Genomic DNA, 6,040 nt, shown 5'->3' with positions numbered 1-6,040 from the left:
CACCACGTAATGGGTGCGGTGCTGCTCGATCACCCGCGCCGGGCGGGCCTGCGGGCCCAGCAGTTCTTCACGCGTGAAAGGCTTGGTCAGGTACTGTTCCGAGCCGACGATGCGTCCGCGCGCCTTGTCGAACAGGCCGTCCTTGGAGGACAGCATGATCACCGGGGTCGCCTTGAACAGCTGGTTGCCCTTGATCAGTGCGCAGGTCTGATACCCGTCCAGACGGGGCATCATGATGTCCACGAAGATGATCTGTGGCTGCTGGTCGGCGATCTTGGCCAGGGCCTCGAAGCCGTCGGTCGCGGTCACCACCTCGCAGCCTTCGCGCTTGAGCAGTGTTTCCGCAGTCCTGCGGATGGTCTTCGAGTCATCGATGACCATCACCCGGAGTCCTGCGAGTTCCCCGCCCGCAGTCGTGTTTTCAGTCATTGCCTTTCCCCAAGCGCGCGACCCTTCTGTGCTGGGGGTCGCTGCGAAAGCGTATCTATATCGCACTTCCCGCGCCCGCTTCAAGCGACGTCCACCGGGCTTGGGGTAGCGGCTCACTGAACGTGACCGGTTTGGCAATGACTGCGCAGGCGGCCGGGCGGACGCAGCGTTGCAGCACCATGGGCAGGCACGCGGGGGGCGTTGCCGCTACCATCAACGCCTTGCCTGACAGGTGCACCCATGCCGTTGAACGTCATCGTGGTGATGGACCCCATCGCCCACATCAAGATCGCCAAGGACACCACCTTCGCCATGCTGCTGGAAGCCCAGCGCCGCGGCCACGCCCTGCATTACGTGCAGCCCGGCGGCCTGGCCCTGGAAGGCGGCGTGGCGGTGGCCCGCACCGCGCCCCTGCAGGTCCGTGACGACCCGTCCGGCTGGTACGAGCTTGGCGCATTCAGCCGCACGGTGTTCGGCCCCGGCCAGATCGTGCTGATGCGCAAGGACCCACCGGTTGATGCCGAATACGTCTATGACACCCAGGTGCTGGACGTGGCTGCCGCGGCCGGCGCCTGCGTGGTCAACAACCCGCAGGGCCTGCGCGACTACAACGAAAAGCTGGCCGCCCTGCTGTTCCCGCAGTGCTGCCCGCCGACCCTGGTCAGCCGCGACGCCAAGGCCCTGAAGGCCTTTGCCCTGGAACATGGGCAGGCCGTGCTGAAGCCGCTGGACGGCATGGGCGGCCGCTCGATCTTCCGCAGCGGCCAGGGCGACCCGAATCTGAATGTGATCCTGGAAACTCTGACCGACGGCGGCCGCAGGCTGGCGCTGGCCCAGAAGTTCATTCCCGACATCACCGCCGGTGACAAGCGCATCCTGCTGGTCGACGGCGAACCGGTGGACTACTGCCTGGCCCGCATCCCGCAGGGTGACGAGTTCCGCGGCAACCTGGCCGCCGGTGGCCGCGGCGAAGGCCGCCCGCTGAGCGAGCGCGACCGCTGGATCGCCGCCCAGGTCGGCCCGGAAATGAAGCGCCGCGGCATGCGTTTCGTCGGCCTGGACGTGATCGGCGATTACCTGACCGAAGTGAACGTGACCAGCCCGACCTGCGTGCGCGAACTGGACGCGCAGTACGGCCTGAACATTGCCGGCACCCTGTTCGACGCCATCGAGGCCGGCCTGCGCTGATGGACGCCGCACCCGCCGTGCTGGCGCCGCCGCCGCGTGAAGCGCAGCGGTTGGGGGCCACCCTCGCCCTGTCGGTCATCGTCCACGCCCTGCTGATCCTGGGCGTGGGCTTTGCCGTGAAGGGCGAAGCACCGCTGGTACCGACGCTGGAAGTGATCTTCAGCCAGACCCGCACGGCGTTGACGCCCAAGCAGGCCGATTTCCTGGCGGCGGCCAGCCAGGACGGCGGCGGCGAGCATGACCGTGCGCAGCGCCCGCGCGACAACCAGACCGGCATCGTGCCGCAGGCCCGCAGCGGAGTGAGCCCGGTACCGCAGCAACAGCAGTCGGCCGCGCCGGTGCCGCCGCCGCAGGCGCGGGTGGTGAGCAGCCGCAACGGCCAGGACAGCGTGGCGCAGGCGCAGGCCCAGCCCACCCCGCTGGAACCGACCCCGGACGCGCCGATGACCGCACGCGAGCAGCGTGATGCGGAAATGGCGCGGCTGGCCGCCGAAGTGCACCTGCGCTCGGCGCAGTACGCCAAGCGCCCGAACCGCAAGTTCGTCTCGGCCAGCACCCGCGAGTACGCCTACGCCAACTACCTGCGCGCCTGGGTGGACCGCGCCGAACAGGTGGGCAACCTGAACTACCCGGACGAAGCGCGGCAGCGCCGGCTGGGCGGCCAAGTGGTGATCAGCGTGGGGGTGCGCCGCGATGGCAGCGTCGAAAGCAGCCGGATCCTGAAATCCAGCGGCACGCCGTTGCTGGATGAGGCGGCCCTGCGGGTGATCGCGCTGGCGCAGCCGTTCCCGGCGTTGCCGAAGACCGATGATGGCGTGGATATCCTGCAGGTGACCCGCACGTGGGTGTTCCTGCCGGGTGGCGAACTGCGCGACGACCGGTGAGGTTTTTTTGCCCGGGCCTGCGGCCCGGGACCCGCTGGACGTCAACTTCCACGTCAAAAGCGGCGGTTGGGCTGTGGGTCTGGCGGGGCGGTGTGGGCTTGCAGGACACGCCGTAAACCCGTCCATGGGGGCTCGTAGGCGCCATCCATGGCGCCTGCGGTCCTGCAAGCCCACACCGCCCCACCCCTGACAGATCGCGGCGCATCTCTGCCTCTGGTAGGTGTCGACCTTGGTCGACACACATCCACGCAACGCGTGGATGCGAGCGAAGCGATCGGCTTCTGACTTTGACTTTTCTTTTTTTGATTTTCCGTGGCGGACGCGCACGGAAACTGTCCGTGGCCGGGCAGGTGGGTTGCGCAGGGGCGTGAGCCGCATGGATGCGGCGACCGAGCTTACATGGACGTACTTGCAGCGTCCCCTGCGCAGCCCACCTGCCCGGCCAACCCCACGAATCCACACACCGCCTCCGCCACGAGGGGCTCAGCCGTTGGCTTTCGCCTTCGCCTCGCGCGCGGCCTGCTGCTCGACCAAAGTCAGCGCCACGTTGTCACGCAGGTAAGCCGGCTCGACCCGCTCCGCCGCCACGCCTTCGCCGCGTGCAAACGCCGGCACCGCCAGCACCAGTACGTCCGATGCACGCGGCAGCGCGGTGGCATCGAAACCACGCAGCCCAGCGCCCAGCCGCGCCACCAGCGCACCCTCGGCCGCGCCGAAACCCGTACCGACGCCGTAGGCCTGCAGCCCCTCCGGCAACGCCACCGCCGCCGGCGCGCACACGCGCTCGGCATCGCGGGCCACTGGCAGGCCGTCCACGCGCTCGAAGCGCGCCACGTACAATTCGCCCATCCGCGCATCGATTGCCGACAGGATCTGGTCTTCTTCGTCCGGCGCGCGCAGTGCCAGCACCTGCAGCGTCGACACCGGCAGCAGCGGCCGGTCCAGCGCCAGCGCGATTCCCTGCGCGATGGCAATCGACAGGCGTACGCCAGTGAACGCCCCCGGCCCGCGGCTGAGGGCGATGCCATCCAGCTGGCGGCGGCTGATGCCGGCCTCGGCCAGCAGCGCCTCCGCCCACGGCAGGCTCAGTTCAGCATGGCGGCGCGGCGCGATCTCAAAGCGCTCCAGCACCTGCCCATCGACATGCAGGGCAACGGAACAAGCTTCGGTGGCGGTTTCAAAGGCGAGCAGTTTCATCGGATCGGATCAGGACGCATCGGGTCAGAACAAGGGGAACGTGGCGCCGGGGGCCGGCTCCGGGTCCAGTGCGGGGGCCGCGATGACCGCAGCGGCCTCGGCCTCGGCCACGGGAGACCATTGTGGCGCAAAGAATGCCTGCACATCGGCCAGGGCGCGGGTGCGGCGGAACGGCGGCAGCGAATCGAGGAAGACTCTCCCATAGCCACGGTTGAGCAGGCGCGGGTCGCACAGCACCAGCACGCCACGATCCGTCTCGCTGCGGATCAACCGGCCCACGCCCTGCTTGAGGGCGATGACCGCCTGCGGCAGCTGCTCGTCGCGGAACGGATTGCCGCCCTGGCTGCGGATCGCTTCAAGCCGCGCCTCATACACCGGGTCGTCCGGCGCAGCGAACGGCAGCTTGTCGATGACCACCACGCTCAGCGCCTCGCCCACCACGTCGACCCCCTCGCGGAAACTGGCCGAGCCCAGCAGGACACCGTTGCCCGAATCGCGGAAACGCTGCAGCAGGGTGGCGCGCGGCGCCTCGCCCTGCACGAACAGCGGCCATGGCCCGTCGCGCAGGGCCTCGGCGGCCTCGCGCAGCGCCCGGTGCGAAGCGAACAGCAGGAATGCCCTGCCCTGCGACGCCTGCAGCACCGGCCGCAGCGCCTGGATGAGCGCGGTGCCGAAGCCGCGCGCAACGGGATCGGGCAGGCCCTCGGGCAGGTAGCACAGCGCCTGTTCGGGCCAGTTGAACGGGCTGGGCTGCACCAGTGTGTGCGGGTCGTCCAAGCCCAGGCGCGTGGCGAGGTGCTCAAAGCCGCCGCCCACGGTCAGCGTGGCTGAGGTGAAGATCCAGGCCGCGCGGCTGCGCTCGCGATGCTCGCGCAATGGCCCGGACACATCCATCGGCGTGCGCTGGCAGCGGAAACCGCGCGGTGTCAGTTCATACCACAGCACATCCGCAGCACGGGCCGCCTCGGCCGGGTCGGTGTCGAAATCCAGAGTCGGTTCGTCCTCGCCCAGCCAACGCGCCAGCCGCGAAACCGCTTCGCGTGCACGGGCATGGCAGGCGTCCAGGCCAGCGGCCGCTTCGCGCAGCGGCTGCAGCGCCTGTTCCAGCGCCATCAGGCAGCTCATCGCCGTATCGAAGCCGTCGCGCACCAGCGGCATCGCCAGTGCGCGCCACTGTGTACCCCGCGACGGCAGCCCCTCCATCGCCAGGCGCAGCGCCAGCAGCGCCTGCTGCAGCTGATCCACCGGCTCCTGCAGCGCCGACTGCGCACCGCCGACGCCACGCGCCTCGGCCAGGCAATCCCGGCCCAGTTCCTGCCACGGGCGCATGCCGAAGCCTTCACCGAAGAACTGCGCGGCCAGTTCGGGCAGCTGGTGGGCCTCGTCGACGACGAAGGCCTGCGCGCCGGGCAGCAGCTCACCGAAACCCTCCTGTTTCAGCGCCAGATCGGCCAGCAGCAGATGGTGGTTGACCACCACCACGTCGGCCGCCTGCGCGCGTTGCCGCGCCTGCACGACGAAGCAGTCATCCCAGAACGGGCAATCGGTCCCCAGGCAGTTGTCGACGGTGGAGGTGACCATCGGCAGCAGCGGCGAATCATCGGCCAGGCCATCCAGCTCGGCGATGTCGCCAAACTGCGAGCGACCGGACCAGGCAAGGATGCGCTGGAACTGCGCGGCCTGCTCAGGGCTGGAAAAACGCGGTTCACCACGCGCCTGCTGCAGACGGTAGCGGCACAGGTAATTGGCCCGGCCTTTCAACAGGGCGCTGCGCAGGCCCACGCCCAGCGCCTGGCGCACGCGCGGCAGATCGCGGTGGTAGAGCTGGTCCTGCAGTGCGCGGGTGCCGGTGGAAATGATGGTGCGCAGCCCGGACAGCAGCACCGGTACCAGGTAGGCGAAGGTCTTGCCGGTACCGGTGCCGGCCTCGGCCAGCAGCAGATCGCGCTGCTGCAGCGCATCGGCGATGGCCTCGGTCAGGCGCAGCTGTGCGGGACGCGGGACGAAGGCATCCAGGTGCGAGGCGAGCGCGCCGCCTTCGCTGAGGGCTTCGCGGCTGGCATGGACGAGGTCGGACATCAGACAGGAAGGATACCCGGCCGGGCGCTGCCCGGCACCCGTTTCAAGCCAGGGCGCAGGCAAAGGCAACAGCAACAGCGTGGTTCATGGCTCTGGGTTGTACTGGGAGTTGGCGGGGGGCTGTGGGTTTGCGGGGACGCCGTAAACCCATCCATGAAGTGACCCCCAAGAGTTGGACACCTGATCCAACCCTGAGGGTTACATGAAAAGATATGAGGTTCGTTTCAAACTGCAGGTCGCCAAAGAGGCCTGCAAGACCTCCA

The 6,040-nt window shown here is 68.9% G+C and carries 5 protein-coding genes; 2 read left to right on the top strand and 3 right to left on the bottom strand.

Translation table 11 applies throughout. The annotated features are described in order from the left end of the window. The coding region (locus ACQKDV_RS17825) for a response regulator (protein WP_427785523.1) at window positions 1–429 on the bottom strand (429 nt) is incomplete at its 3' end. Window positions 430–669: 240 nt separating this feature from the next. On the opposite strand from ACQKDV_RS17825, the gene gshB reads away from it, so the two are divergent. Next, window positions 670–1,617 carry a glutathione synthase gene (gene gshB / locus ACQKDV_RS17820; RefSeq protein WP_324808027.1) on the top strand — a complete coding sequence of 316 codons (948 nt, stop codon included), beginning with the start codon at window positions 670–672 and terminating at the stop codon, window positions 1,615–1,617. Next, the gene (locus tag ACQKDV_RS17815; protein ID WP_427785521.1) at window positions 1,617–2,501 is read left to right on the top strand and encodes a TonB family protein; all 885 of its coding nucleotides are present in this window, start codon (window positions 1,617–1,619) and stop codon (window positions 2,499–2,501) included. The genes gshB and ACQKDV_RS17815 overlap by 1 nt, the downstream gene beginning before the upstream one ends. A 483-nt stretch (window positions 2,502–2,984) precedes the next feature. Here the strand turns inward: ACQKDV_RS17815 and tsaB are convergent, their stop codons facing one another. Next, window positions 2,985–3,698 carry a tRNA (adenosine(37)-N6)-threonylcarbamoyltransferase complex dimerization subunit type 1 TsaB gene (tsaB, locus tag ACQKDV_RS17810; RefSeq protein ID WP_427785519.1) on the bottom strand — a complete coding sequence of 238 codons (714 nt, stop codon included), beginning with the start codon at window positions 3,696–3,698 and terminating at the stop codon, window positions 2,985–2,987. 24 nt (window positions 3,699–3,722) lie between these two features. Continuing rightward, window positions 3,723–5,777: an ATP-dependent DNA helicase gene (locus ACQKDV_RS17805; protein ID WP_427785518.1), complete on the bottom strand. Its 2,055-nt coding sequence runs from the start codon at window positions 5,775–5,777 to the stop codon at window positions 3,723–3,725. Window positions 5,778–6,040 lie beyond the last annotated feature (263 nt).

It is taken from the genome of Stenotrophomonas sp. NPDC077659, from assembly GCF_050268705.1.
Lineage (GTDB): Bacteria > Pseudomonadota > Gammaproteobacteria > Xanthomonadales > Xanthomonadaceae > Stenotrophomonas.
The sequence above is the reverse complement of the archived record's forward strand: the minus strand, read 5'-3'. Positions and strand labels throughout refer to the sequence as shown.

Coding starts and splice junctions, on each gene's coding strand:
- ACQKDV_RS17805 (WP_427785518.1), bottom strand. CDS start 5,777: ATGTCCGACCTCGTCCATGCCAGCCGCGAAGCCCTCAGCGAAGGCGGC.
- ACQKDV_RS17815 (WP_427785521.1), top strand. CDS start 1,617: ATGGACGCCGCACCCGCCGTGCTGGCGCCGCCGCCGCGTGAAGCGCAG.
- tsaB (WP_427785519.1), bottom strand. CDS start 3,698: ATGAAACTGCTCGCCTTTGAAACCGCCACCGAAGCTTGTTCCGTTGCC.
- gshB (WP_324808027.1), top strand. CDS start 670: ATGCCGTTGAACGTCATCGTGGTGATGGACCCCATCGCCCACATCAAG.